The organism is Streptomyces sp. NPDC029159, from assembly GCF_055564055.1.
On record NZ_JBVHWT010000002.1, the window covers coordinates 114,982 to 139,089 of the forward strand.

24 protein-coding genes are annotated in these 24,108 nt (G+C 71.3%); 17 read left to right on the forward strand and 7 right to left on the reverse strand.

Going from position 1 to position 24,108, the window contains the following annotated elements; genetic code table 11:
• Positions 1 to 11 precede the first annotated feature (11 nt).
• The 4 genes from ACZ4U4_RS04815 (at position 12) to ACZ4U4_RS04830 (ending at position 3,590) form a co-directional block, all read left to right on the forward strand.
• Positions 12 to 605 (forward strand): DUF5998 family protein, encoded by a 594-nt coding sequence (locus tag ACZ4U4_RS04815; protein ID WP_030285252.1) that lies wholly within the window; start codon positions 12 to 14, stop codon positions 603 to 605.
• Positions 605 to 1,795, forward strand: coding sequence for an alkaline phosphatase family protein (locus ACZ4U4_RS04820; protein ID WP_467869015.1), 1,191 nt, complete (start codon positions 605 to 607; stop codon positions 1,793 to 1,795). Before ACZ4U4_RS04815 ends, ACZ4U4_RS04820 begins: the two co-directional genes overlap by 1 nt.
• A gap of 196 nt (positions 1,796 to 1,991) precedes the next feature.
• Complete coding sequence (locus ACZ4U4_RS04825; RefSeq protein WP_467869016.1) at positions 1,992 to 2,642, forward strand: thymidine kinase; 651 nt, start codon at positions 1,992 to 1,994, stop codon at positions 2,640 to 2,642.
• Between the two features lie 123 nt (positions 2,643 to 2,765).
• Positions 2,766 to 3,590: an MMPL family transporter gene (locus ACZ4U4_RS04830; protein WP_467869017.1), complete on the forward strand. Its 825-nt coding sequence runs from the start codon at positions 2,766 to 2,768 to the stop codon at positions 3,588 to 3,590.
• 58 nt (positions 3,591 to 3,648) lie between these two features.
• On the opposite strand, the gene ACZ4U4_RS04835 is transcribed toward ACZ4U4_RS04830, so the two are convergent.
• Positions 3,649 to 4,452, reverse strand: coding sequence for a VOC family protein (locus tag ACZ4U4_RS04835; protein WP_467869018.1), 804 nt, complete (start codon positions 4,450 to 4,452; stop codon positions 3,649 to 3,651).
• Between the two features lie 249 nt (positions 4,453 to 4,701).
• Between ACZ4U4_RS04835 and ACZ4U4_RS04840 the strand changes: the two genes are divergently transcribed.
• Entirely contained in the window at positions 4,702 to 5,538 is an 837-nt protein-coding gene (locus ACZ4U4_RS04840) for a sulfurtransferase (RefSeq protein WP_467869019.1), read from the forward strand.
• A 67-nt stretch (positions 5,539 to 5,605) separates the two neighbouring features.
• Here the strand turns inward: ACZ4U4_RS04840 and sepH are convergent, their stop codons facing one another.
• Positions 5,606 to 6,673 carry a septation protein SepH gene (sepH, locus tag ACZ4U4_RS04845; RefSeq protein ID WP_467869020.1) on the reverse strand — a complete coding sequence of 356 codons (1,068 nt, stop codon included), beginning with the start codon at positions 6,671 to 6,673 and terminating at the stop codon, positions 5,606 to 5,608.
• A 500-nt stretch (positions 6,674 to 7,173) separates the two neighbouring features.
• On the opposite strand from sepH, the gene ACZ4U4_RS04850 reads away from it, so the two are divergent.
• Positions 7,174 to 8,334: a hypothetical protein gene (locus tag ACZ4U4_RS04850; protein WP_467869021.1), complete on the forward strand. Its 1,161-nt coding sequence runs from the start codon at positions 7,174 to 7,176 to the stop codon at positions 8,332 to 8,334.
• A 64-nt stretch (positions 8,335 to 8,398) separates the two neighbouring features.
• On the opposite strand, the gene ACZ4U4_RS04855 is transcribed toward ACZ4U4_RS04850, so the two are convergent.
• Both ACZ4U4_RS04855 and ACZ4U4_RS04860 read right to left on the reverse strand, forming a co-directional pair.
• Positions 8,399 to 9,739 (reverse strand): D-arabinono-1,4-lactone oxidase, encoded by a 1,341-nt coding sequence (locus ACZ4U4_RS04855; protein ID WP_467869022.1) that lies wholly within the window; start codon positions 9,737 to 9,739, stop codon positions 8,399 to 8,401.
• A gap of 603 nt (positions 9,740 to 10,342) precedes the next feature.
• A complete protein-coding gene (locus ACZ4U4_RS04860) occupies positions 10,343 to 11,608 on the reverse strand; it encodes an MFS transporter (protein WP_467869023.1) in 1,266 nt (421 codons plus the stop codon).
• Between the two features lie 316 nt (positions 11,609 to 11,924).
• On the opposite strand from ACZ4U4_RS04860, the gene ACZ4U4_RS04865 reads away from it, so the two are divergent.
• A complete protein-coding gene (locus tag ACZ4U4_RS04865) occupies positions 11,925 to 13,070 on the forward strand; it encodes a ferrochelatase (protein ID WP_467869024.1) in 1,146 nt (381 codons plus the stop codon).
• 129 nt (positions 13,071 to 13,199) lie between these two features.
• Positions 13,200 to 14,000, forward strand: coding sequence for an inositol monophosphatase family protein (locus tag ACZ4U4_RS04870; RefSeq protein WP_467869025.1), 801 nt, complete (start codon positions 13,200 to 13,202; stop codon positions 13,998 to 14,000).
• A 67-nt stretch (positions 14,001 to 14,067) separates the two neighbouring features.
• Here ACZ4U4_RS04870 and ACZ4U4_RS04875 read toward each other — a convergent pair whose 3' ends face one another.
• Positions 14,068 to 14,241: a hypothetical protein gene (locus ACZ4U4_RS04875; RefSeq protein WP_467869026.1), complete on the reverse strand. Its 174-nt coding sequence runs from the start codon at positions 14,239 to 14,241 to the stop codon at positions 14,068 to 14,070.
• A gap of 302 nt (positions 14,242 to 14,543) precedes the next feature.
• On the opposite strand from ACZ4U4_RS04875, the gene ACZ4U4_RS04880 reads away from it, so the two are divergent.
• The 4 genes from ACZ4U4_RS04880 to ACZ4U4_RS04895 all read left to right on the forward strand — a co-directional run bounded on the left by ACZ4U4_RS04880 (position 14,544) and on the right by ACZ4U4_RS04895 (position 18,178).
• Positions 14,544 to 15,197, forward strand: a complete 654-nt coding sequence (locus ACZ4U4_RS04880; protein ID WP_030285276.1) for a response regulator transcription factor — start codon at positions 14,544 to 14,546, stop codon at positions 15,195 to 15,197.
• Between the two features lie 3 nt (positions 15,198 to 15,200).
• Entirely contained in the window at positions 15,201 to 16,460 is a 1,260-nt protein-coding gene (locus ACZ4U4_RS04885) for a sensor histidine kinase (RefSeq protein ID WP_467869027.1), read from the forward strand.
• Positions 16,461 to 17,018: 558 nt separating this feature from the next.
• Positions 17,019 to 17,321, forward strand: coding sequence for a DUF4193 domain-containing protein (locus ACZ4U4_RS04890; RefSeq protein ID WP_016575747.1), 303 nt, complete (start codon positions 17,019 to 17,021; stop codon positions 17,319 to 17,321).
• Positions 17,322 to 17,335: 14 nt separating this feature from the next.
• Entirely contained in the window at positions 17,336 to 18,178 is an 843-nt protein-coding gene (locus tag ACZ4U4_RS04895) for a hypothetical protein (RefSeq protein ID WP_467869028.1), read from the forward strand.
• A 13-nt stretch (positions 18,179 to 18,191) separates the two neighbouring features.
• Here ACZ4U4_RS04895 and ACZ4U4_RS04900 read toward each other — a convergent pair whose 3' ends face one another.
• Positions 18,192 to 18,635: a DUF3093 domain-containing protein gene (locus ACZ4U4_RS04900; protein ID WP_467869029.1), complete on the reverse strand. Its 444-nt coding sequence runs from the start codon at positions 18,633 to 18,635 to the stop codon at positions 18,192 to 18,194.
• Positions 18,636 to 18,693: 58 nt separating this feature from the next.
• On the opposite strand from ACZ4U4_RS04900, the gene ACZ4U4_RS04905 reads away from it, so the two are divergent.
• Genes ACZ4U4_RS04905 through ACZ4U4_RS04915 form a run of 3 tightly spaced genes read left to right on the forward strand, consistent with a single transcriptional unit; the run spans position 18,694 to position 20,577 of the window.
• Positions 18,694 to 19,287 (forward strand): PaaI family thioesterase, encoded by a 594-nt coding sequence (locus tag ACZ4U4_RS04905; RefSeq protein ID WP_467869030.1) that lies wholly within the window; start codon positions 18,694 to 18,696, stop codon positions 19,285 to 19,287.
• Positions 19,284 to 19,805, forward strand: coding sequence for a dUTP diphosphatase (dut, locus tag ACZ4U4_RS04910; RefSeq protein ID WP_143941510.1), 522 nt, complete (start codon positions 19,284 to 19,286; stop codon positions 19,803 to 19,805). The genes ACZ4U4_RS04905 and dut overlap by 4 nt, the downstream gene beginning before the upstream one ends.
• 1 nt (position 19,806) lies before the next feature.
• Complete coding sequence (locus ACZ4U4_RS04915) at positions 19,807 to 20,577, forward strand: DUF3710 domain-containing protein (RefSeq protein WP_467869031.1); 771 nt, start codon at positions 19,807 to 19,809, stop codon at positions 20,575 to 20,577.
• 301 nt (positions 20,578 to 20,878) lie between these two features.
• Here the strand turns inward: ACZ4U4_RS04915 and ACZ4U4_RS04920 are convergent, their stop codons facing one another.
• Complete coding sequence (locus tag ACZ4U4_RS04920; RefSeq protein WP_467869032.1) at positions 20,879 to 21,703, reverse strand: MerR family transcriptional regulator; 825 nt, start codon at positions 21,701 to 21,703, stop codon at positions 20,879 to 20,881.
• A gap of 417 nt (positions 21,704 to 22,120) precedes the next feature.
• Here ACZ4U4_RS04920 and ACZ4U4_RS04925 point away from each other — a divergent pair, with 417 nt between their 5' ends.
• Entirely contained in the window at positions 22,121 to 22,855 is a 735-nt protein-coding gene (locus ACZ4U4_RS04925) for an ABC transporter ATP-binding protein (protein ID WP_467869763.1), read from the forward strand.
• 397 nt (positions 22,856 to 23,252) lie between these two features.
• Positions 23,253 to 24,092 carry a pentapeptide repeat-containing protein gene (locus ACZ4U4_RS04930; protein WP_467869033.1) on the forward strand — a complete coding sequence of 280 codons (840 nt, stop codon included), beginning with the start codon at positions 23,253 to 23,255 and terminating at the stop codon, positions 24,090 to 24,092.
• Positions 24,093 to 24,108 lie beyond the last annotated feature (16 nt).

A 24,108-nucleotide genomic window follows, 5' to 3' on the forward strand; every position in this document is an offset into this window, starting at 1 on the left:
AGATGGAGGACATGGCTAAGACCGGTACGACGACCCAGGGGCTGCGCGCGGCGATCGAGCGCAGCGGCTACTACCCGGCCCTCGTGGCCGAGGCGGTGCAGGCCGCCGTCGGCGGTGAGCCGGTCGCGGCGTACCTGGTGCACCAGGAGACGACCTTCGACGCCAACGAGGTCCGCCGCCATGTGACCGTCCTCGTCCTCACCGACACCCGCTTCATCGTCAGCCACACCGACGAGCAGGCCGCCGACGCCACCTCCCCGTCCCCGTACGCCACGACCTCCACCGAGTCCGTGAAGCTCGGCCGGATCTCCTCGGTGGTGCTCAGCCGCGTGGTGGCCAACCCGGAGTCGTACACCCCGGGCCAGCTGCCCCGCGAGGTCGTGCTCACCATCGGCTGGGGCGCCGTCGCCCGCCTCGACCTGGAGCCCGCCACCTGCGGCGACCCCAACTGCGAGGCGGACCACGGCTACACCGGCTCCTCCACCGCCGACGATCTCTCGCTGCGGGTCAGCGAGGCCGGTGACGGCCCCGACTCCGTCCGCGAGACGCTGACCTTCGCGCAGGCGCTCTCCGAGGCCACCGCGGCCACCACGAGCGCCCGCTGATGGGGTACACCGCCCCCGCCTGGCCGGAGCCCGAGCCGCTCGACCCGCTGACCGCCCCGCCGCCCCGCTACGGCACCGGCTCGCTCGCCGATCTGCTGCCCGCCGTCGTCGCAGGTCAGGGCGTGTCCGGCCCGCCGACGTCGATGGAGCTGGCCCCCGCCGACCGGGCCTGCGTCTTCCTCATCGACGGTCTCGGCTGGGAGCTGCTGCGCGCCCACCCGGACGAGGCGCCGTTCCTGACGTCCCTCCTGGACACCTCCTGCAACGGCACCGGCCGCCCGCTCACCGCCGGTTTCCCCTCCACCACCGCCACCTCGCTCGCCTCCGTCGGCACCGGCCTGCCGCCGGGCGCCCACGGCCTGCCCGGCTACACCTGCGAGGACCCGTCCTCCGGCGCGCTGATGAACCAGCTGCGCTGGCAGCCGTGGACCGACCCGTACGCCTGGCAGCCGTATCCGACGGTGTTCCAGCTGGCCGACGCCGCGGGCGTGCACACCTGCCAGGTCTCCGCGCCGCACTTCGCGCAGACCCCGCTGACCAAGATCGCGCTGAGCGGCGGCACCTTCCACGGCCGCCTCAGCGGCGAGGAGCGCATGGACCTCGCCGCCGCCCAACTCGGCGCGGCCGACCGCTCGCTGGTCTACACGTACTACGCCGAGGTCGACGGCAACGGCCACCGCTACGGCGTGGACTCCGACGCCTGGCGCGGCCAGTTGATGTACGTCGACCGGCTCGCAGAGCGCCTCGCCGAGCAACTCCCGCCGCGCAGCGCCCTGTACATCACCGCCGACCACGGCATGATCGACATCCCCTTCGACCCGGAGTCGCGTATCGACTTCGACGAGGACTGGGAACTGCGCGCCGGTGTCCGCCTGTTGGGTGGCGAGGGCCGCGCCCGCCACGTCTACGCCCACCCGGGCGCCGCGGGCGACGTCCTCGCCGTGTGGCGGGAGGTCGTCGGCGAGCAGATGTGGGTGGCGAGCCGCGACGAGGCCATCGCGGCGGGCTGGTTCGGGCCGCACATCGACGACCGGGTACGTGGCCGGATCGGGGATGTCGTCGCCGCCGCCCACGCCGACATGGTGATCATCGCGAGCGAGCGTGAGCCCGGTGAGTCGAAGATGGTCGGCATGCACGGGTCGATGACATCCGTGGAGCAGCTGGTCCCGCTGCTGGAAGTCCGTACCTGACCTGCGAAGTCCCGGTCCGACCCGCGCTGCTCCGCCGCGCCGCTCCCGTTCCCGTCCTGCCGTCGCGAGCCCGAAGGGCCCGCGCTGCGGCGTGCCCGGGCCGGTGCCCCTCCGGGGTGCCGGGTGGACCGGTGCGGCCCTCATTCCGGCCTGTCGCCCACCGCACCCCGCCCGTCCGAAAGGTCCCCCTCTCCCGATGTCCGAACTGGTCTTCTTCTCCGGCACCATGGATTGCGGGAAGAGCACCCTGGCGCTCCAGATGGGCCACAACCGCTCGGCGCGTGGCCTGCAGGGCGTGATCTTCACCCGCGACGACCGGGCGGGCGCGGGCAAGCTCTCCTCCCGTCTCGGCCTGGTGACCGACGCCGTCGAGGCGGACCCGGACATGGATCTCTACGCCCATCTCGTCGGTGAGATGTCGAAGGGCGGCAAGGTCGACTACGTGATCGTGGACGAGGCACAGTTCCTCCACCCCGAGCAGATCGACCAGCTCGCCCGCGTCGTCGACGATCTGGGGCTGGATGTCTTCGCCTTCGGCATCACCACCGACTTCCGCACCCGGCTCTTCCCCGGCTCCCAGCGGCTGATCGAGCTGGCCGACCGGATCGAGGCGCTCCAGGTCGAGGCGATGTGCTGGTGCGGCGCGCGCGCCACCCACAACGCCCGCACGGTGGGCGGCGAGATGGTCGTCGAGGGCGAGCAGGTCGTCGTCGGCGACGTGAACCAGCATGCGGGCGACATCGGCTACGAGGTGCTGTGCCGCCGCCACCACCTGCGCCGGGTGACCAGCGCCGCCGCCCACGCGGACGCCCTCTCCCCGGACGTCCTGCCGGTCGACCCCGCCTGACCGCCCCGCCGGAGCCTTCCGGTTCGCGCCTTCTGCAGGGCCGTCGCCTGTGGGTGTACGGCGCTGAACGACCTCGCCCGCCGTGCCGCAGCCGGCCCGAAGTTCTCCAAGAAGCCGCCCGAGGTGACGTCGACGCCCGACGGCCGGATCAGCATGATGACGCTGTCCGTGCCCTTCAACCTCAGCTCCCCGCAGGCGTCCGGCTCGCTGAAGGAGCTGCGCGGGACCTACCTCCCGGCCACGCTCGGGAAGGTGCCGGGCGCCGAGTACGCCGTCACCGGCCCCGTCGCACAGGACGCCGACGACCTGGCCCACCAGAACGAGAAGCTGCCGGTCGTCATCGGGTTCCTGTTGCTGCTGACGTTCGTCATGACGCTGCTGGTCTTCCGCTCGGCGGCCATCGCCCTGATGGGCGTGGCGCTCAACCGGCTGTCCGTCGGCGCGTCGTTCGGTCTGGTGGTCATCTTCTTCCAGTGGGGCTGGGCCTCCACGGTGTTCGGCTTCGAGGAAGGCGCCACCCACGCGATCGGCTCCCGGGTGCCGCTGTTCCTCTTCGTGATCCTCTTCGGTCTGTCGATGGACTACCAGGTCTTCGTCGTCAGCCGGATCAAGGAGGCGGCGATGAACGGAGTACCCACCCGGCAGGCGGTACTCGACGGGGTCGACAAATCGGCAAAGGTGGTCACCAGTGCCGCCGTCGTGATGGTCACCGTCTTCGCCAGCTTCATGCTGCTGCATCTGGCGGAGATGAAGCAGATCGGCTTCAGCCTCGCAGTCGCCGTCCTGCTGGACGCCTTCATCATCCGGATCCTGATCCTGCCGTCGGCCCTGGCACTCCTGGGCAACGCCGCCTGGTGGCCGTCCCGCCGTATGCGACGCGCCCAGGAAGGCGTCACCCCGGCGTCGCCCGAGGCAGTCCCGGCCGCAGCGGCGCCCGCCGATCACTGACCGACGGACCGTCGACGACACGGGCTCCGGGGCACGACCAAGCCCCGGAGCCCGCGCCTCACTCGTAGGTATGCGTCCCGACGCCCTCAGGTACGGGCTGGATGACGCTGAAGGTGGCGCCCCCGGGGTCGGTCACCGTGGCCAGCCGGCCGTGGGGGGAGTCGCGGGGCGGCCGGACCACCTGACCACCAAGCCCCTCGACCCGCCGCACCGCGGCGTCGGTGTCCGACACCGCGAAGTACGTCATCCACCGCGGGCCTGCCTCACGCGGCAACGCGTTGCCCACTCCGTGGAGACCGGCCACGGGGCGGCCCTTCAGCCGCAGCGTCAGATAGTCGAAGTCGGCCGAGACCACCGCCTGGGACTCGTAGCCGAAGACATGCTCGTAGAACGGTCCTGCGGAGTGGGTCTCGCGGGTGATCAGCTCGTTCCACACCGGGGTGCCCGGTTCGCCGGCGGCTGCGGTGGCGGTCGTCGCACGGGTCTGCCAGATGCCGAAGACCGCGCCCTGCGGGTCGCAGGCGAGGGCCATCCGCCCGGCGTCACCGGCATCGAGCGGCCCCACGCCCACCGTCCCGCCGCAGTACCGGATGCGCTCCGCTGTCGCGTCCACGTCGTCGGTGGCCAGATAGGCGGTCCAGGAGACGGGCAACCGGCGGTCGGCCGCGGGCTCGCCGAGCCCGGCCACTTCCCGCCCGTCCAGAACGGCATGGCGGTACGGTCCGAGGTGCTGCGGCCCCGGGCGGAACTCCCAGCCGAACAGTGCACCGTAGAACTCCTGCGTCGCGGCCAGGTGGTGCGTCAGCAGGCTCACCCAGCAGGGCGCACCGGTCAACCGCCGGGGTGCTGCCTCGGTCGTCATTGTCACTCACTCCTCGGTCCATCGCGGTGGCGGCCAGGGGACGGGCGCGGGACCCGAGGCAGATGCTCGCACCAGGCGCCCCGGGGAACCCTTCGGCCGCGCCGTGACCGGCAGTTCCGTCCTGGAGAACGCCCGATTTCGGCGGTGTTACCCCGATACCGTGGCGGGAGCGGGCGGGGCATCCTCGGTCATACGGAGGGTGTGCGTCCGCCTTCCGTACGTAGCCGTCCCTACGCAAGGATGAGTGCCATGAATGACATCATCACCGCTACCGAACTCGCGAACGAGTCGGCGGGCGACAACCCGCCCGTCCTCCTGGACGTCCGCTGGCAGCTCCAGGGACCGCACGGCCGCCCCGACTACGAGGCGGGGCACCTGCCCGGCGCTGTATTCGTCGACCTCGACGCCGACCTCGCCGGCCCGGCGGGCGACGAGGGCCGCCACCCCCTGCCCGACGTCGCCGTCTTCACCGCCGCCATGCGCCGCGCCGGGGTACGGGACGACCGCCCCGTCGTCACCTACGACGCCGGACTGGGCTGGGCCGCGGCGCGGGCCTGGTGGCTGCTGCGCTGGGCCGGGCACCGTGACGTGCGGGTACTGGACGGCGGGCTGGCGGCGTGGACGGCGTCCGGCGGCGCGGTGACGACGGAGATCCCGCAGCCACAGGAAGGCGACTTCACGCCCGAGCCCGGCGGCCTTCCGCAGCTGACGGCGGACGAGGCGGCCGCGCTGGCTCGCCGCGGTGTCCTGCTGGATGCGCGGTCCGCCGAGCGCTACCGGGGCGAGGCCGCCTCCGTCGACCGCGTCGGCGGCCACATCCCCGGCGCCGTCTCTGCCCCGACGACGGAGAACGTCACCGAGGACCACACCTTCCGCCCGGCCGCCGCACTCGCGGAGCGGTTCGCCGCGCTCGGCGCCAAGAGCGACACGGAGGTCGGCGTGTACTGCGGTTCTGGCGTCTCCGGCGCCCAGGAGGTGCTGGCCCTGTCGCTCGCGGGCGTCCCGGCGGCGCTGTACATCGGTTCGTGGAGCGGCTGGACCGCCGACTCCTCGCGCCCCGTCGCCACCGGCGCGCAGCCCGGCTGAGCCGCCACACAGCGTTCCGCCCGCCCCGTCGTGTGGACGGGGCGGGCGGAACGCGCGGCGTGTGGCGCTACTCCTGCTTCTTGCGCCGGGTGCCGAAGACGATCTCATCCCAGCTCGGCACCGCGGCCCTGCGCCCGGGGCGCACGCCGTCGGCCTCGGCCTGCCGGTCGGTGGTCCCGGTCAGCCGGTCACGGTGCCCGGCAACCGCGCGAGGCATCAGCACATCGGCGTACGCGGACCCGGCGCCCGCACTCGCCGCCGGCGCGGCCGGCTCCTCGACCTCGTCGTCCATCGGCTCGTCGACCGGCGCCGTGACGCTGTCCGGTACGACCATGTCGCCACGGAAACTCGGCACCGCCTCCAGCAGGCTGGTCAGCGAATCCCGCTCCCGCTCGCCGACGGCCTCCTCGGCGACCTGCGGTTCGGCCTCCTCCTCGGCGGGGGTGACGCGCTCCGCACGCTCGGCACGGTCCGGCGTCTGCCGGTCCAGGGCGCGGTCCAGCGGCCGGTCACGCGGCAGCCGCGCGATCCGGGGGACGAACGGGAAGCTGGGCTCGGGCGTGTCGTCGGCCTCGCCGATCAGCGCCCGAGCCTCCTCGCCGACGGCCTGGACGAGCCGCCGGGGCGGGTCGTACGTCCATGCCGCGGAGAACGGCTCACCGGCGACGCGGTAGACCAGCAGCACCTCCCAGGTGCCGTCGTCACGGCGCCAGGAGTCCCACTGCACGCTGTCCTTGTCGGCGCCGCGCAGCGACAGCCGCTCCGCCACCGCCTCACCGAGTTGCGGCCCGGCATTCTCCCCGGGGCGCCGGACAGGAGTCTTACGGGCCCGCTCGGCCATGAAGGCGCGCTCGGCGAGAACCGGCCCCTCGAAGCGGCGGACGCGCTCGACGGGGATCCCGGCGAGCTGGGCGACCTCCTCGGCGGACGCACCCGCTCTTATGCGCGCCTGGATGTCCCGCGGCCGCAGGTGGCTCTCGACCTCGATCTCGATCTGGCCCAGGCGCGCGCGGTCGTTGCGGACCGCGGCGCGCAGCCGCTCGTCGATCGGCAGTGTGTACTCGGTGCTGTCCGCAGCTTTGAGCACCAGCCGTGTGCCGTCGTTGGAGACGGCCACGACACGCAGTTCGGGCATGGGGACCTCCCGGGTGGTGCCTGCCGACGTCACGTGCGTCGCTGCTTCCGCTGGTCGAGTGTGGCCTGCCCGGGGTGCAGCCTGCCACAACATTGTCGAGTTGCCCGGCGGATCGGACCGGAGTCCGTAAACGCCGAAGCGAGACGGTTACCTGTTCGCAACGCCGGTGTCCGTATCGCCTGCCCTGGGACCGATCACCCGTGCCGAGCGGCGGCGCTCCAGGGCGGGTGCCACCTGTTGGGCCCCTCTCCCCGTGAGTCCGGGCAGCCGGACGGGATCCCGGGGCCAGGGTTCGCCACAGTACTCCATTCGGGCCACTGAAGTGCACCGCCGCGCCGCTGAAGTTGTGGTGCGACAACGGAGTTGAGTCGTCTTGTCGACCTCTCTACCACACCGGTAGGTGGCAAGGTTCACAGAATCGCCAGATCCGGAACTATTCACTTCGCACAAAAGTATCTTTGGAGTGCAAGACGGATCGAAATGCCGATCAAGGGCTGGAGATGGACGAAGAAACCAAAACGGACCCGAAGGGTAAGGGGAAACGGATCGACCTGAGCGTTCCTCAGGTCGCGGGCAGTGCTCTCGCAGCGGCCGTCGCCGCTTTCCTCGCGGGTCAGCTCGGCGTCTACGGAACGATCATCGGCGCCGGTGTGGTCAGTGTCGTGGCCACCACCGGTGGCTCGATCTTCCAGCATCTGTTCCGGCGCACGGGGGAGCAGATCAAGGAGGCGACGATCACCACCCGTCCCCGGCCCCGTCGCACCCGCACCAACCGGAAGGGCGGCCCGCACGCCGCGGCCACCATGGTGCGGCCGACCTTCGACCGGGACGGGGCACCGGACGAGGTCACTGCCGTCTCCGCGCAACCCGCTGCCCCGGCGGATGGCGCCCGCACCCAGCTGCTGCCCCGGGTGGATGCCACGCCACCCACCGGGGACGACGCGGCGACCCGTCTGCTCCACCCCGGAACGGCCACTCCGCCCGACGATGCGACCCGCGCCCTGCGCACGGGGCGCCCGGCCGGTCCCACGGACCGTACGCAGTTGGTGCCGCGTCTCGACGAGCGCACCGTGGCCCTGGGGGCGGTGCCCTCCCCCGATGGCCTCGCCGACGGTGTGGAGACGGCGCAGTTCCCCGGCGACGAGACCGTCACTGCCACGTACGGGACCCGGCTGCGTGGCTGGCGTCGGCCGGTGCTCGGCGCGGTCGGCATCTTCGTGCTCGCCATGGGCGCGGTCACCGGCGTCGAACTGCTCACGGGGGAGACCGCGAGCGGCAGCTCCGGCACCACCCTCGGCCGCCTCACGCACACCGGTGGCAGTCAGCGCGACACCGCTCCGGACGATGCCCCGGTGTCGCCCCGTCCGGATCACTCCCACGGCACGGAGCGCGACAGCGGCACGCCCACCGATGCGCCGGACGCCACCACCGGTCCCGGCAACGGCAGCACGCCGTCCCCGGGCGGTGACGCGAACGGCGGATCGTCCGCGACCACGCCCGCGCCCACGCCGTCCGACGGCACTACCCCTTCGACCGAGCCCACCACGCCCGAGCCTACGGGGCCGGCCGGGGACAAGAGCGGCACCGGCGACGCGGGCACCACCGGCCAGGACGCCGGAGGAAAGACCGCCGCCCAGGAGCCCGACCCGAACCCCTCCTGACGGCACCCATCCGACGCGGCCGCGGCCGGCCCCCCTCCCCGGGGCGCCGGCCGCGGCCGCGTTGTCACTCGCCCAGCACCCGTCGCAGATAGGCGTTGCCGAACAGCCGCCCCGGGTCGAGACGGTCCCGCACCGCGGTGAACTCACCGAACCGCGGATAGACGCCGGACAGATACGCCGCGTCCCGGGTGTGCAGCTTGCCCCAGTGCGGCCGGCCGCCGTGCGCCGTCATGATCCGCTCGGTGGCCGCGAAGTACGCACCGTACGAGGGGCCCCGGTACATGTGCACCGCTATGTACACGGTGTCGCGCCCGGACGCAGTCGACAAAGCGATATCGTCGGCCGGTGCGCACCGTACCTCCACCGGGAACGACACCTTGAAGTCCGACCGGTCCACGAGGGCCTTCAGCTCACGCAGCGCACCGATGGCGGTCGCCCGGGGCAGCGCGTACTCCATCTCCACGAACCGCACCCGGCGTGGCGAGGTGAACACCTTGTAGGGGATGTCGGTGTACGTCCGTGCCGACAGGGCGCGACTGGCGAGCTTGGCGACGGCGGGAATGGTGGCCGGCGCGGCGCGGCCCAGGGTGCAGGCGGCCTGGAAGACGCCGTTGGACAGCAACTCGTCCTCGACCCAGCCGCTGACCTTCCCAAGCGGTGCGGCCGGCCCCTGGCTGCGGTTGTTGCGCTTCGTATTGCAGTTGCCGGTGTGCGGGAACCAGTAGAACTCGAAGTGCTCGTTCTCGGTGGCCAGCTCCTCGAACCGGTCGGTCACCTCGTCGAACGGCATGGGCTCCTCGCGGGCGGTCAGTAGGAACTCCGGCTCCACCGCGAAGGTCAGCTCGGTGACGACGCCGAGCGCCCCCAGGCCGAGCCGGGCCGCGGCGAAGACATCAGGGTTCTGTTCGGCCGAGCAGCGCAGCACCGAACCGTCGGCCGTGACCAGTTCCAGGGCGGTGATCTGCGCGGCGAGAGAGGCGGAATCGCGGCCGGTGCCGTGCGTACCGGTGGCGGTCGCCCCGGAGACGGTCTGCTCCATGATGTCGCCCATGTTGGTCAGCGACAGCCCGTGCGCGGCCAGTGTGCGGTTCAGCTGATGCAGAGGGGTACCGGCCGCCACCGTGACCGTCCCGGCCTGTCGGTCGATGTCGCGTATCCCGCAGAGGCGCTCCGGGCGTATCAGCAGTCCGTCGGTGGCGGCGGCCGATGTGAACGAGTGGCCGGTGCCGACGGCCTTGACGGCCAGCCCGTCCTCGGCGGCGGACCGGACGGCGGCCGCCAGCTCCTGGGAACTCGCTGGTGCCACGGTGCGGGCGGGACGGGCGGCGACGTTCCCCGCCCAGTTCCGCCACGACGCTCCGCTGTCGCGCCCTCCCGAACCGCCGACGGCGTTGCTGACTGCCATGGTGACGTCCCCTCCCTGCGCGGGCGGCCCCTCAACAGGGCAGCCGTCGGTCTGAGTTGAGCGCATGATGCCAGCCGCTACTGGCCAGTTCGGGGGAGGTGACGGGAATCACAGGGAGTGGCAGGGGTGGAAGCTGTCGCCTCCCGGACATGTTGCGTCGCCTTGCGTGCCATGAGGCGAGGTGCTGGCTGTGTCGACGTGTCGACCGGGGGTGGATCCGCCTGAGGGCGGCGTTGCGGGTGACTTCCCGGGGGGGGGCGACTGTCGCCGCCGATTCGCCTATCGGGAGATTGCCGACGCTGCCCGATGGGTGTTGCCTTTTGTCGCTGTCGCTGTCGCTGTCGCTGTCGCTGTCGCTGTCGCTGTCGCTGTCGCTGTCGCTGTCGCTGTCGCTACCTACCTCCGTAGGTCTGCGTTGCGTAGCCCTGTACGCGCACCTCATTGCGTGGGTGCGGACGTGCAGGTCAGGTCACTGCACATCACTGTCGACAAAGCGACTTGCATGAAAGTGACAGTCACCCGCGGCCATTAGCCACCCCGTCACCCAGCCACACCCACAACGTCCCCGAAGCCCCCGCCCCGAGCCCCGAGGCCCCACCCCGCCTACAACACCCGCTCCCCATCAGACTGCTCCGTGCTGCTCACAGGACCGCCCTGCTGCACCACCCCGGCAGACCCGGTGGCCGGGGCCGCGGGGCGGAGGCGGCGGTAGCCGAGCAGGGCCACCACGGCGCCGAGGAGTCCGGCTGCGCACGGTACGAGGTAGCCGCGACCCGCGCCCGCGGCGTCCACCACCCAGCCGGCGGCGGACGAGCCGAGTGCGACGCCCACCGCGAGGCCGGTGCTCGTCCACGTCATGCCTTCGGTCAGCTTCTCCCGGGGCACGTGCTCCTCGACCAGTGCCATCGTCGTCACCATCGTGGGCGCGACGGACAGCCCCGCGATGAACAGTGCGACGGCCAGCAGCGGCAGCGTCCCTGCCAGTTGCAGCGGCACCATGCTCAGTGCCATGACGCAGACGCCCACCACCCACCGGCGGGATGCGTGCCCCTTCAGGTGCAGCAGTCCGAACACGGCGCCCGCCAGGCAGGAGCCCAGTGCGTAGACGGCGAGGACGAGGCTTGCCGCGCCCTTGCGGCCGTCCGCCTCGGCGAAGGCGACGGTCACCACGTCGATCGAGCCGAAGATCGCACCCGTCGACACGAATGTCACCACCAGCACTCGCAGTCCCGGCGAGCGCAGCGCCGACCCTGCCGTGTGGGCGACGCGCGGATGCGGCACCGGCTCCGTGGCGCGTTGTGCCGTCAGCCAGAACACGCCGGCCACCAGGAAGACGGCTGCCAGCAGCGGCCCTGACTCCGGGAACCAGGCCGTGCACAGTCCGATCGACAGGATCGGGCCGAAGATGAAGCAGCACTCGTCGACGATCGACTCCCACGAGTACGCGGTGTGCAGCTCGCGCGGCGAACCGCGGTAGAGCGCCGCCCACCGTGCCCGCACCATTGAGCCGACGCTCGGCACGCACCCCGCGCACGCCGCGAAGACGAACAGCGTCCAGTCGGCCCACCGCTGCTGCGCGCTGAGCAGCAGACCGGCGACGGCGGTTACCGACACCAGCGTCGCCGGGCGCAGCACCCGGCGCTGTCCGTGGCGGTCGACCAGCCGGGAGATCTGTGGCCCCAGGAGCGCCGCGGACAGCGCGAGGGCCGCCGACAGGGCCCCGGCGAGGCCGTAGCGGCCGGTCAGCTGCGAAACCATGGTCACCACGCCGATGCCCAGCATCGACAGCGGCATCCGCCCCAGCAGCCCGGCGGCGGAGAAGGACTTGGTGCCGGGCGGGCCGAAGATGGCGCGGTAGGGACTGGGCAACGAGGGTGCTCCGCCGGGTGAGGACCGAAGATCGGTAAGGGATGTCTGTGGCCGATACAGCTTACGGGGGCGGAGGAGCGGACGCCTCCGAATTTCCGGCCTTTTCGCCCCGGCCGTCGCGGTCCGCTGCGGCCCCGATTCCGTCCGCATCCAAGGGAGGGGCGGCCTCTGGGCGACGCCACTGAGGTACGCCCTGCGACGGTCCGCCTTATGAGGCAGAGCACATGCGTCGCCCACGGGGCAGTGCGCCCCGTGCCGCACACGGGGCCGCAGGACCTGCCCGTCGCGTCGTGGCGAAGGGTGGCAGGATCGAGGCATGCCCGAACAGTGCGATCCCCGTCCCTACGACGCCCTGCTGCTGCTCTCCTTCGGTGGCCCCGAGGGGTCCGATGACGTCGTCCCGTTCCTGGAGAACGTCACCCGCGGCCGCGGCATCCCCCGTGAGCGTCTCAAGGAGGTGGGTCAGCACTACTTCCTGTTCGGCGGCGTCAGCCCCATCAACGCCCAGAACCGCGGCCTGCTGGACGCGCTGCGCAAGGACTTCGCCGACCACGGCCTGGACCTCCCCGTCTACTGGGGCAACCGCAACTGGGCGCCCTACCTGACCGACACCCTGCGCGCCATGGTGCGCGACGGTCACCGCCGTATCGCGGTCCTCGCCACCAGTGCGTATGCCTCGTACTCGGGCTGCCGCCAGTACCGCGAGAACCTCGCCGACGCGCTGGCCACCCTGAAGGCCGAGGGCCTGGACGTCCCGCAGGTCGACAAGGTCCGGCACTACTTCAACCACCCCGGGTTCGTCCGCCCGATGATCGACGGCGTGCTCGCCTCCCTCGCGGCGCTCCCCGAGGAGGTCAGGGACGGCGCGCACCTCGCCTTCACCACCCACTCCATCCCCACCACCGCCGCCGACACCTCGGGCACCCCGGCCGATCACACCTCCGACGGAGCGGGTGGCGCGTACGTCGCCCAGCACCTGGACGTGGCCCGGGTGATCGCCGACGCGGTGCGTGAGGAGACCGGCGTCGACCACCCCTGGCGCCTCGTCTACCAGTCGCGCAGCGGCGCCCCCCACATCCCGTGGCTGGAACCCGACATCTGCGATCACCTGGAGGAACAGCACCGGCAGGGCGTTCCGGCCGTCGTGATGGCCCCCATCGGGTTCGTCTCCGACCACATGGAGGTCAAGTACGACCTCGACACCGAGGCCACCGCCAAGGCCGCGGAGCTGGGCCTGCCCGTCACCCGGTCGGCGACCGTCGGAGCCGATCCCCGCTTCGCCGCAGCCGTCCGCGACCTCGTCCTGGAGCGCGCCGCGACCGAACGCGGTCAGGACCCCCGGCGCTGCGCCCTGGGCACGCTGGGCGCCTCCCACGACCTGTGCCCCGTCGGCTGCTGCCCGGCCCGCGCCCCCCGCCCGGCGGCCGCCGGCGCCGATTGGACCGGCCCCGTCGCCCCCTAGGGCACGCCCGCACAGCCCCGCCCGGCCAACACGCCCCAGGGACCCCTCCGTGCGGCGCAGCGCCTCACAAGGGTGTGCCCACGCCGCCGTCCGCCCTCCCGCCCGCCGCTCGACCGAGCAAGGAGCCCAGTGTCCGATCCGCTGTACGACGAACTTCTCCAGCTGGCCCTCGAGGCAGCCGACCGGGCCGGCCGGTTGCTGCGTGACGGCCGCCCCGCCGACCTCGGTGTGGCCGCCACCAAGACCAGCCCCATCGATGTCGTCACCGAGATGGACATCGCCTCCGAGAAGCTGATCACCGGCTTCCTCACCGAGCACCGGCCGCACGACGGGTTCCTCGGAGAGGAGGGCGCCAGCGTCGCCGGCACCAGCGGGGTGCGCTGGGTGATCGACCCCGTCGACGGCACCGTCAACTACCTCTACGGACTGCCCTCCTGGGCCGTGTCCATCGCCGCGGAGAAGGATGGCGAGACCGTCGCCGGCGTGGTGGCCGCCCCGATGCGCGGGGAGACCTACCACGCGGTTCTGGGCGGCGGCGCGTTCAACAACGGGGAGCGCGTGCGTCACCGGCCCGCGCCCCCGCTCTCCCAGGCCCTGGTCGGCACGGGCTTCGGCTATCTCACCGAGCGCCGCATCGGGCAGGCCGAGGTGGTGCGCGCGCTGGTGCCGCAGGTCCGCGACATCCGGCGTGGGGGATCGGCCGCCATCGACCTGTGCGACGTGGCGTGCGGCCGCCTCGACGCCTACTACGAGCGCGGCCTGAACCCGTGGGACCTGGCGGCCGGGGTGCTCATCGCCCGCGAGGCCGGGGCGCTCACCGGCGGCCGCCCCGGCGAGCCCGCCTCCCACGAGCTGACCGTCGCCGCGTCGCCCGAGCTCTTCGGTGTACTGCAGCCGCTGCTGGAGGGTCTGGGCGCCTGGCACGACTGACGGCGCCGCGCACGACTGCGCCCCGGCACCTGTGCGGTGACCGGGGCGCGGCGGTGTGCGGTGGACGTCAGGCGCGGACCGCGCCGACCTCCACTCCGTACTCGCTGGCCAGGCGCTGCAGGTCCTCGAGCTCTGCCTGCTCGACGTCGACGAGGTAGTCGTCGCCCGACTCACGAGCCCGGTCCAGAACGGCTTCGGTGTTCCGTATGCGCTGCAGAATGCCTGCGGTGAACGCGTCCATGGTGCGCCCCCTCGTCGTGGGTCCGGGTTGGCACTGGTGTGCCGACGGGTGGGTCGATCACGCATGATCCCTGCGGAGGGTCGTCAAGAGAGGCCCGGCGGGGCGTGATCGAGGGTGTGCAGTCGTCCTCCCCCCGCCCCACCTCATGGAAACCTCAACCCGCCCGTGAATCCGGCGAATCGGGATCCGTGCGCCCCGCGAGCCCCCCTTACCGCCGGTTTATGGCTCTTCGGGGCAGGATGGAAGGGCTCTGAGACATTGTTGTGCCCTGCCTGGCAGGGCTTTGCGGAAGGAATTGCGACGTGCGTGTTCTCGTCGTCGAGGACGAGCAACTGCTCGCCGATGCGGTGGCCACCGGACTGCGCCGGGAGGCCATGGCCGTCGACGTGGTCTACGACGGCGCAGCAGCCCTGGAGCGGATCGAGCTGAACGACTACGACGTCGTCGTCCTCGACCGTGACTTGCCGCTCGTGCACGGTGACGACGTCTGCCGCCGCGTGGTGGAGCTGGGTATCGCCACCCGCGTCCTGATGCTCACCGCCTCCGGTGACGTCAGCGACCGGGTGGAGGGCCTGGAGATCGGCGCCGACGACTACCTCCCCAAGCCGTTCGCCTTCACCGAGCTGACCGCCCGGGTGCGCGCCCTGGGGCGCCGTACGACCGTCGCCCTGCCGCCCGTCCTGGAGCGGGCCGGGATCAAGCTCGACCCCAATCGCCGCGAGGTCTTCCGGGACGGCCGGGAGGTGCAGCTCGCGCCCAAGGAGTTCGCGGTCCTGGAGGTGCTGATGCGCAGCGAGGGGACGGTGGTCTCGGCGGAGCAGCTGCTGGAGAAGGCGTGGGACGAGAACACCGACCCGTTCACCAACGTCGTCCGCGTCACGGTCATGACGCTGCGCCGCAAGCTGGGTGAGCCGGCCGTGATCGTCACCGTCCCCGGTTCGGGATACCGGATCTGAGAGATGCCTCCCTTCTCCAAGGCGACCCCCACGCCACCCCCCACCCCGCCCAAGCCGACCTGGGATCCGAAGCCGGTCAACGTCCGGCCCTTCCCCTGGCTGCGTCCGACCATCCGGATACGGCTCACGCTGCTGTACGGCGGCATGTTCCTGATGGCCGGGATCGTGCTGCTGACGATCATCTACATCCTCGCGGCCGACGCCCTGGGCGCAGGCAACCAACCGCCGTTCAAGATCATCGACGCGCAGAGCCTGCGGATCTCCAGCAGCACCTGCAGCGGTCTGTCGTCGGTCGCCGATGTCGAGCAGCTCAACCGCGCGGTCGGCGAGTGCATCCAGCACCAGCGCGCCTTCGCCCTCAACACCCTCCTCAACCGCTCGCTGCTGGCGCTGCTCGGCCTGACGGTCGTCGCGTTCGCCTTCGGGTACGCCATGGCGGGGCGGGTCCTGTCGCCCCTGGGGCGGATCACCCGCACCGCGCAGCGGGTGGCCGGTTCCGATCTGCACCGCCGGATCGAGCTGGGTGGGCCCGACGACGAGCTGAAGGAGCTGTCGGACACCTTCGACGAGATGCTGGACCGCCTCGACCGGGCCTTCGAGTCACAAAGGCGCTTTGTCGCCAATGCCTCGCACGAGCTGCGCACCCCGCTGGCGATCAACCGCACGCTTCTGGAAGTGCAGCTCGCCGACCCGGATGCGTCACCGGAGCTGACCCAGCTCGGCAAGACGCTGCTGGCGACCAACGAGCGCAGTGAGCAGCTCGTGGAGGGGCTGCTGCTGCTCGCCCGGAGCGAGAACAAGATTGTCGACAAAAAGCCCGTCGACCTCGCCGAGGTCGCCTCCCAGGCCGTCGACCAGACCCGCGGTGAGGCACAGGAGAAGGGCATCGAGTTCCGCGGGGCGCGCCATCAGGTGTTCGTCCAGGGCAACGGCGTCCTTCTGGAGCGGATCGCACTCAACCTCGTCCAGAACGCCGTGCGCTACAACATCCCCGAGGGCGGCTGGGTGGAGGTCACCACCGAGCCGCAGCCGGGCTGTGCGGTGCTGATCGTCTCCAATACGGGCCCGGTGGTCCCCGCCTACGAGGTGGAGAACCTCTTCGAACCGTTCCGGCGGCTGCGCACCGAGCGGACCGGCAGCGACAAGGGCGTCGGCCTGGGGCTGTCCATCGTGCGCTCGGTGGCCCGCGCGCACGACGGCACCATCACGGCGGAACCGCGCGAAGGCGGCGGCCTGACGATGCGGGTCGTGCTCCCGCTGTGAGGTGACCGCCGCCCCGGTGGACCTGCGGGGCGGCGTGCGAGCGGCCTGCGCGGCCCGCTGGGGCGCGAACAGGAGCCCCCGTACGTCATACGGCGTATGCGTGTACGAACGCCCGCTGGGCGGCCGTACAGCGCCATAAGGGCGAAGCGCGGTTTGACGGACCGGGGGTCGGGCGGCCATCCTTCGCCGAGTTCGCTTTGCGCGGAATTCGGACGGCCTGCCCGCCGCCCTTTCCGTGTGTGATCGCTCACAGCGGTCGCATTCCGCCCCTCCACCCTCCGTGATCGAAATGCCCGGCAAAAAGCCGGGAAAATCCGGGTTTCCCGGAGCCCTGATCACGGGAAGTACACGGGTTGGCATCTGCGCGATGCGACATTCGGACCGTGTACGGTCCAGTTCGCCATCCAAACCGATCACCCCTTCCGGGTGCGGTTGGGTGTCGATTGAGTAACAGACCTTGATGTGAGGCAAAATCTCCGCCTCAGGTCGGGCACAAGTCCGGCCTCTCACGCGTTACGAGCGCTGAGACACCGCAGACACCCAGAGGGGGAGAGCGACATGGCTACGGATTACGACACCCCACGCAAGACCGATGACGACCTCAACGAGGACAGCATCGAAGAACTGAAGTCGCGGCGGAACGACAAGTCCGCCTCGGCCGTCGACGTCGACGAGTTCGAGCAGGCCGAAGGTCTGGAGCTCCCTGGCGCCGACCTGTCCAACGAGGAGCTCGCCGTTCGGGTCCTGCCCAAGCAGCAGGACGAGTTCACGTGCATGAGCTGCTTCCTGGTTCACCACCGCAGCCAGCTCGCGGCGGAGGACAAGAACGGCAACCCGATCTGCCGCGACTGCGCGGCCTGAGTCCGGTCGGCGCCGTGACAGGCGTGAACCCGTTCCGTAAGGGCCTCAAGGGCGGGAAAGGCCCGGCGGCCGGCGCACGACCACGTGGAGAACACGCGCCCGTGCCCGCCGACCCCACCGCCCTCCCCACGGAGCGGACGGCCGGCTCATCGCAGGAGCGGGGCCGTGTGGCCTCGCTCGCCGCCACGATCGGCAAAGGCGCCGTACGCGGTGGCGGCAGTGCCCGGGCCCAGCTCGCCGCACTCGCCGACCGGCTCATCGCCATCGCCCCGCGGATCCCCGTCCGCGATCTTGAAACCCTGCGCACCCAGTTCCCCGGCCTGACCCCCGAGGAACTCGCCGACAAACTCGTCGCGGGTGCCACCAGGGCCACCGCTGCCGTCGGCGCCGGTGTCGGGGCGGCCGCCGTGCTGCCCGTACCACCGGCGATGCCGACCCAGCTGGCCGCCGAGATCGTCGGCGTCGCCTCGATCGAGATCAAACTCATCGCCGAGCTCCACGAGGTCTACGGCCGACGCGCCCAGGGCACCACCCGGCAGCGCGGCTTCGCCTACCTGACCTCCTGGACCGAGGAACGCGGCATCGACGTCGCCCGGCCCGCCACGCTCAACCTCGCCCTCGGCGGCCAGGCCAAACGCGAGCTGCGTCAGCAGATCATGAAGCGCACGCTGCGCAATCTGCCCAACCTCACACCGTTCATGGTCGGCGCCGCGGTCGGCGCGTTCCTCAACCGCCGTGAGACGGGCAAGCTCGCCGACACCGTCCGCAAGGACCTGCGCGCCCACCAGATCCCCTGGGACGCCCTCCCCGGCGCCGCGGCCCCCGGCCGGCTCCCCGGGCCGCAGGGCACCGCGTAACCTCCGCCGCCCGTCAGACGCGCGCCGCCGCCAGCGCCGCCACCAGGCGCTCCGGGTCCCGCGTCGACAGGTACGCGTACGGCGTCGGATCCGACGGATCGACGATCTCCACCCGCACCGCGGTCCGGATGTAGCTGCGCAGCAGCATGAACGCCCGCGCATCGGCCTTGTGCGTCCGCCAGGCCACCGCCTCCTCGGCGTCCAGCACCTGCGCCTCGCCCAGCGCCGCCACCGGGATCTTCGCGTCCCCCGCGATCAGCGCGTCACCGACCACCCGGATCCGCACCGACCCGTACGCGCTCACCACCACGGCGGACAGCGCGCACCCGCCGATCAGCCCGCCGAGCATCGGCAGCGTCCCCACGGGGAGCAGCATCAGGGCGCAGGCCACACCGACCAGCGCGGCGACAAGCCACCAGGAACGGGGCGCGGTGAGACGTTCTTCGTACGACTGCATGCCCCAAGCTTGGCACGGCGGCGCAGGCCCTCGGCGCGCGCGGGTAGGGTCTCCCCTCGTGAGTGGAACTGACGAACCCAGGACGCGGCTGACGCCCCCGGAAGGCGCCGCCGCCCCGGTCCGGCACCCCGACGCCCCGGCCCCCGGTGAGCTCCTCGGCGCCCATTACGACCGCTGCTTCGGCTGCGGCGAAGGGCAGCCGCACGGCCTCCACCTGGAAGCCCGCGCCGGCGACGGCGTCTGCGTACGCGCCGAATTCACCGTCAAGGAGGCCCATCAGGGCGCTCCCGGTCTGGCCCACGGCGGCGTGCTGGCCACCGCGCTCGACGAAACCCTGGGCTCGCTGAACTGGCTGCTGCGCGTGATCGCGGTGACCGGCCGCCTGGAGACCGACTTCCTGCGCCCCGTCCCCCTGGGCACCGTCCTGCACCTGGACGCGCGCGTCACCGCCGTCCACGGCCGCAAGATCTACTCCACCGCTGTCGGCCGGATAGGCGGACCCGACGGCCCCGTCGCCGTACGCGCCGACGCCGTTTTCATCGAGGTCAAGGTCGACCACTTCATCGACAACGGCCGCAGCGAGGAGATCCGGGCCGCCATGGAGGACCCGGACCAGATCAGGCGCGCCCGCGCCTTCGAGGTGAACCCGTGAGCGAACGACGCAACCCGGTCGACGTGCTGCTGCGCCGTCTCGACCCCGAGGTCCCCGTCCCCTCGTACGGGCACCCCGGCGACGCGGGCCTCGACCTGGTGACCACCGAGGCCGCCGACCTCGCCCCGGGTGAGCGCGCCGTCCTGCCCACCGGCATCTCCCTCGCCCTGCCCGACGGGTACGCCGCCTTCGTGCACCCCCGGTCCGGTCTCGCCGCCCGGTGCGGACTGGCGCTGGTGAATGCCCCTGGGACGGTCGATGCCGGGTACCGTGGAGAGATCAAGGTGATCGTGGTCAATCTGGATCCGCGCGAGAGCGTGCGGTTCGAGAGGTTCGACAGGATCGCCCAATTGGTCGTCCAGCAGGTCGAGAAGGTGCGCTTCCACGAGGTGGCGGAACTTCCCGGCTCGGCGCGGGCCGAGGGGGGATTCGGGTCCACCGGCGGTCACGCGGCGGTGGGCGGCTCCACGGGCGGGAATGAATACGCATCGGTCGGTGCCGACCGGGAAGGACAGTGACGTGTTCGGACGTCGCAAGAAGAACGAGAGCGCGCACGAGCCGGCGGAGGACACGGAACTCGCCGACGAGGCCGCGGTGAGCGAAACCGACGCGGACGCGGATGTGGAGGAGGGGCGAGTCGCCCTGCCGCCCGCGCCCCGTCCCGACGGACCCTGGGACGTGTCCGAGGTCAAGAACCCCGGCGAGGGCCGCGTCGATCTGGGAGGACTCTTCGTCCCCGGCGTCGACGGCATGGAGCTGCGGGTGGAGGTCGCCGGTGACGCGATCGTCGCCGCGACCGTCGTCCTCCAGGACAGCGCCGTGCAGGTGCAGGCGTTCGCCGCACCTCGGAACGAAGGCATCTGGGGCGAGGTCCGCGAGGAGATCGCCTCCGGCATCACGCAGCAGGGCGGTGTCATCGACGAGGTCGAGGGCCCCCTCGGCTGGGAACTCCGCGCCCAGGTTCCGGTGCAGCTGCCCGACGGCACCAACGGTGTGCAGGTCGTGCGCTTCGTCGGCGTCGACGGCCCGCGGTGGTTCCTGCGCGGTGTCATCTCCGGCCAGGGCGCGGTGCAGCCGGAGGCCGCCAGCGTGCTGGAGCACATCTTCCGGGACACCGTCGTCATCCGCGGTGACGCCCCCATGGCGCCCCGTGACCCCATTGTCCTGAAGCTTCCGGACGACGCCCAGATGGTGCCCGACGGCGTACAGCAGGAGCCGGCCGAAGGCTCCCGCTTCGGCGGCGGCGTGGAGCGCCTGGAGCGCGGCCCGGAGATCACCGAGATCCGCTGACCGCGAGGCCGGCCGGGTTTCTGGGGTGCTTGCGCCCCGGCTGTGTGGTCGGTGCGGTGGAGCAGTGAGAGACGGATGCCCGTGGGCGTACCCGAGAGGGTGCGGCCACGGGCATCCGTGCGTTCGGGGTGAGTGCGCCGGGGACGGGTCGGCGGGGCGCAGAGTCGATATGTCAGTTTGGCGTCACTGCGTCACTGCGTCACTGCGTCACTGCGTCACTGCGTCGCGTCGCTGTCACTGTTGGTGGGTGGTGTCCTGAGGTCGGTTGGCGGTGAGGTGACTGTCACCGTTACTGGCGCCGTCAGCGGCGGGTGATGGGTTCCTGGAGTTCGGTGACCCAGTGGGCGGGGTCGTCGTCGCAGGCGAGATAGAGCTCGCGGGCGTATCCGGTGGAGCGGTAGCCGTTGGCGTCGATCCAGTGGGCCAGCGTCTGGGCCGTGGGGAGTACGGCGTCCATGGAGCCGCGGTGCACGACGGTGGCCGCGTTCTCGATCGCGGGCAGGTCCACGACGGTCAACCCGTGCAGGCCACCGGGCGCAGCCGTGACGGGGATCGCGGCATGTACGAGTACGGCTTCTCCGGAACCGGGGGCCGCTTCGTAGTACGCGATCGGCGGGCCGGCGGGTGTCACGGCTGCGCGGTCGAGTTGTTGGCACAGCTCGTCGAAGAGCGGTCCCACGACCGGACCGATGGCTTCCGGTGCGAAGCTGTCGGCCGTGGCGCTGAGTTCGGCGACGCGTACCGGCGGAGTGCGCTTGACCACTACCTCGTCGGGGCTCATATGTCCTTCGCTTTCGATCGACCGGAGCCTCGTCTCGACACGTACCAGCCGTGCCGCTGCCGCCGCCATGGCTGCCTCGAGCTCCGCCTGCCGTAGCCGCAGCATGCCGCGCAACTGCTCGGGCCCCACGGTCTCGTCGAGGATTTCCCGGACCTGTTGGAGCGTGAACCCGAGGTCTTTCAGTGCGAGGACACGGTTGAGGCGGGCGAGTTGGGTCGCCTCGTAGAAGCGGTAGCCGTTGACGGGGTCGACATGGGCGGGGCGCAGCAGTCCGAGCGCGTCGTAATGGCGCAGCATGCGGACGGACACGCGGCCGTGCCGGGCGAAATCTCCGATGGTGAACATGACGCCCCTCAGTGCATGACCTCACACGGTGTCAGGGTCAAGGGTAGGCGGGCGAGTGCGTGGTGACCTGGGCCGGGAGTTCTCTGCTCGGGTGAGGGGCGGGTCGTGGTGGCGTGCCGAGCGGTCCGCCTGGGGCCGACGGACCGGTTCCTGCTCCGGGCTGATGCGTGAGATATCCACAGGCGTTGCCCTGCCGATCGCGCTCTACGCATACTGACGCCGTCGGTGACCGCCTCCGCGCGACGTGGTTCGCGAGGCGATCGCGGGCGGGGAGGCCCGTGGTGCACAGGGCGAGTGGCGTGCGCACAGGGAGTGCGCGATGGGGACGGGGGAGCAGGTATGGCAGCCGGAAGCGGGAGAGGGAAGTTCCGTAAGGGCCTGGCGCGGCGCGGTGATGTGGGACCGGGCGCCGGGACGATGACGGCCGGCGGGACGGAAGCCGCGGTCGACGTGTCGGATTGGCCCATGGTCGTGGTGCGGGACCTGCACCGGAGTTACGGGCGGGCCGCGGGAGCGGTGCACGCGCTGCGTGGAGTGTCCTGTGAAGTGCCGAGAGGTGAACTCGTCGCCCTGCGCGGCCGGTCAGGATCGGGGAAGACCACGCTCCTCAACCTCATCGGCGGGCTCGACACCCCTGACGCGGGGCAGGTCACCGTGGACGGAACGGCCCTGGCCGACCTGGACGAGAGCGGACTGCTGGAGATGCGGCGCGACCGGATCGGTTTCGTCTTCCAGACGTTCGGACTGATACCGATCCTCAGCGCGGCCGAGAATGTCGGAGTTCCGCTGCGCCTGCGCCGTATGCCGTCGCGGGAGCGGGAGGAGCGGGTGGCGCTGCTGTTGTCCCTTGTCGGGCTCGCCGACCATATGAAACAACGTCCCGGTGAACTCTCCGGCGGGCAGCAGCAGCGTGTCGCCATCGCCCGGGCGCTCGCCAACCAGCCGTCTCTCCTCATCGCGGACGAACCCACCGGGCAGCTGGATGCCGAGACCGGGAGAGAGGTGATGGAGCTGCTACGGGCCGTGGTCCGCAGCGAGGGTGTGACGGCGCTGGTCGCGACCCATGATCCGCACCTCGTCGGTCTGGCGGATCGGGTGCTTGAGCTGAGTGATGGGGTGATCGAAGTGGGCGACCAGGGGGCGGAGGAGTAGGCGGCGTCGACCAGGGCGGGGCCCGGGCGGGGGGCTTGCCGGGGTGTCGATGTGCTGGCCGTCCGTGGGCTGTCGGGGGATGGGGAGTGGCTTGCAACGGGCGTGAGTTGAGGTTCGCGGGGTGCAGGACGTGAGCTGGTGGATCGGGGGCGGTGTCCGCGCTGGTGGTGCGCGGGCTGTGTCCGCGGCTGGTGCCTTGTGACCTGCTGCGCCTGGTCTTGCGAGCTGTGCTTGCGCATTCGCGGTGGGGGTGGTGGCGGTGGGTGGGAGAGGGGAGGGTGGGGAGGGGGAGAGGCCCCGAAGGAAAAGCAGAGGCGTGCGGTCCGTCAGCTCGAAACAATGCTGCTCTTCGGCGCGGCTAGCGGTGGCGCCTTTTTGTGGTCGGAGATGGCGGACGGTGTCCGAGAAGCGTGAACTGCCGTTGCTGGGCGCTGATGTCGCGGACCTGCAGCCGGACTGTACGAGGTGCTTCGGTCTGTGCTGCGTCGCCCTGCCGTTCGAGGCTTCGTCCGACTTCGCGGTCGGCAAGGCGCCGGGCACGCCGTGCGTCAACCTGCGGGACGACTTCCGCTGTGGCATTCACCGTCAGCTTCGTGAGCGTGGCTTCTCCGGATGCACGGTCTTCGACTGTTTCGGTGCGGGGCAGAAGGTCTCGCAATTGACGTTCGAGGGCCGGCACTGGCGGGAGAGCCCTGGGACGGCTCGCCGGATGTTCGAGGCGTTCGCCGTCATGCGGCAGCTCCATGAGTTGCTGCGGTATCTGGCCGAGGCGTTGGCCTGGCCACAGGCTCGCACGATGCGGGGCGAGTTGCGCCGGGCGTCCGACGATCTTGACGGGCTCACGCGCGGCAGCGCGGAGGAGATCACCCGGGCCGATGTGGCGGCGATTCGGCAGCAGGTCAACGGCCTGCTGCTGCGGGCGAGCGAGCTGGTACGTGCCGAGGTGCCCGGGCGGAAGAAGGACCACCGTGGTGCCGACCTGATCGGTGCGCGGCTGCGTGGGGCGCGGTTGCGCGGTGCCGTTCTCAGAGGGGCGTATCTCATCGCCGCCGATCTTTCGGGCGCCGATCTGCGGAGGGCGGATGTGATCGGTGCGGATTTCCGCGACGCCGACATACGTGGTGCGGACCTCACCGGTTGTCTGTTCCTCACGCAGGCACAGCTCAGCGCTGCGAAGGGGAATGCCATGACCAGGATCCCGTCGGGGTTGCTGCGTCCCGCGCATTGGCCTAGCTGAGTGCCGTATCGCTTCA